General features: G+C 60.0%; 2 protein-coding genes and 1 rRNA gene. 2 read left to right on the top strand and 1 reads right to left on the bottom strand.

The genetic code is table 11. The annotated features are described in order from the left end of the window. A 5S ribosomal RNA gene (gene rrf, locus AB4Y87_RS25850) occupies positions 1-96 on the top strand; the annotation flags it as partial. A gap of 132 nt (positions 97-228) precedes the next feature. On the opposite strand, the gene AB4Y87_RS25845 is transcribed toward rrf, so the two are convergent. Continuing rightward, positions 229-606 carry a nuclear transport factor 2 family protein gene (locus AB4Y87_RS25845; protein WP_442007077.1) on the bottom strand — a complete coding sequence of 126 codons (378 nt, stop codon included), beginning with the start codon at positions 604-606 and terminating at the stop codon, positions 229-231. 92 nt (positions 607-698) lie between these two features. Between AB4Y87_RS25845 and AB4Y87_RS25840 the strand changes: the two genes are divergently transcribed. Beyond that, entirely contained in the window at positions 699-1655 is a 957-nt protein-coding gene (locus tag AB4Y87_RS25840; protein ID WP_442007076.1) for an RNA polymerase subunit sigma-70, read from the top strand. Positions 1656-1866 lie beyond the last annotated feature (211 nt).

The raw sequence follows: 1866 nt of genomic DNA, 5'->3' as shown, positions 1-1866 counted from the left end.
GAAACGCCCGGTCCCATTCCGAACCCGGAAGCTAAGACCCACAGCGCCGATGGTACTGCACCCGGGAGGGTGTGGGAGAGTAGGACACCGCCGGACAATCATTAACAGGGAAAGCCCCGACCACGACGGTCGGGGCTTCCCCCATTTAAGCCCATAAGACGCAGCTGACTGCCGAAGATGTCCACCGCCGCTCAATTTGTTCGGACAGCGTCCAGGGAAGCATCGCCATCACACCTCAACGACGTCGCCACGCGCCAGGGCGAAAGGCAGACGATCGAAGATGATCTGGATCTCGGCGATCTGATCATTGTGAATGCGATACAGCTCCGCTCCCGGGGCGCTAGGAACTGCCCGATTGGCTGTGTCGTACATCAGTATTGCTTCGTCGTCGGACCCATAAGCCGCAAGAAGGGCTGATTTGGTGAGCGTAGCAGCGAAGGGCTCCATGAATGCCCGGACAGCGGCACTACCTCTCATGGTGCCGGACGGTGCATGGCAGGTGACATCCTCGGCTAGGTGCTTGATCGCTGAGTCCAGGTCGCCGGTTGTCCAGGCCCGGTGGTACGCGACTGCGATCTCAACGGCTCTGGCCTGTTTTTCAGACATGGTCTGACTCCTTTCGTAGACGGAATACTCCTGTTAGACACCACTTCCCAGCAGATCGGAACGCTCTAGTGGGTCCGTGCCAAGATTGAACCGTGACATCAGCCGAGTTGGAGGCCGCCCGGGCTGGCGATGAAGAGGCTTTCGCCTCGCTCGTGGCGCCCTTTCGCCGGGAGCTTCATCTGCATTGCTACAGGATCACAGGTTCTGTTGATGATGCAGATGATGTACTGCAGGAGGTTTTGCTTGCGGCATGGAAGGGGTTGCCTGGTTTCGCCGGCCGATCATCCTTGCGGACTTGGCTCTACAGGATTGCTACTACTCGTTCGCTCAATACTCTGAGGGACCAGCAGCGCCGACCTCGTACCGCGCCCATACCTCCGTTCGCGCCTCCAGCTGCAAACGACCGATTCGACCTGCCGCATGTGCAGCCTTACCCCGTTGTATTGGTCGACGAGCTTGATCCTGCTGTGCAGGCGGTGGCCCGTGAAAGTGTCGAGCTCGCATTTGTTGTTGCGCTTCAACGGATGCCGCCGCGCCAGGCGGCAGTGTTGATCCTCTGCGATGTGTTGGATTTCACCGCCAGCGAGGCTGCCGAGATGCTCGCGATAGGCCCGACGGCGGCAAAGGGTCTTCTTCAGCGCGCCCGCTCCGCCAGACCCTCTCCAAGGTCAATTGCGACCGGAGCAGAACACCACGGTCTAGCCCGTAAGTTTGCAGATGCCTTCTCGCGAGACGACGTCGATGCCGTCCTTGAGCTCCTCACCGATCAATGTTGGCTCGCCATGCCTCCGGCCAGAGAACTTTACGTGGGCCTGCACGCCGTCGGGAGCTTCCTCCATGCCAGCGCAGCCGGGCGCCCTGGCGGCAACTATGCGCTGACCGCTGTCATTGCCGGTGGCAGGCCGGCGTTCGTCTGTTATCTGCAAGGCCGGGCCAGGGGACTCCTGGTGATTGAGCCAACTCAGGTTGGAGACAAGATCGCATCGATCATGCGATTCCTCGATGATGGTCTGCACCGACACTTCGGGATGCCGGACTTTCTTGAGTGAAGTGGAGCGCAAACTGGCTCAGCGACGCGCGTCCGAACGATTGCCCGACGGCGGGCTGACGCGGGTGTTGGGGTTGTGTTGGGTGGTTGTTGGGGTGGATTTGCGTTGGGGGTGTGGGGCGTGTATTGTTTTCTGAGTCGCCGGGTGCGAAACGGAAAGCCGGAAGGTGTGTACGGTTCGGTAGGCGGCCAAAAATAACTCTTCTTTTCCA

Source organism: Paenarthrobacter sp. RAF54_2 (genome assembly GCF_052113945.1).
Taxonomy (GTDB): domain Bacteria; phylum Actinomycetota; class Actinomycetes; order Actinomycetales; family Micrococcaceae; genus Arthrobacter.
Note: the sequence above shows the minus strand (reverse complement) of the source record. Positions and strands in the feature narration are given on the sequence as shown.

Coding starts and splice junctions, on each gene's coding strand:
- AB4Y87_RS25845 (WP_442007077.1), bottom strand. CDS start 606: ATGTCTGAAAAACAGGCCAGAGCCGTTGAGATCGCAGTCGCGTACCAC.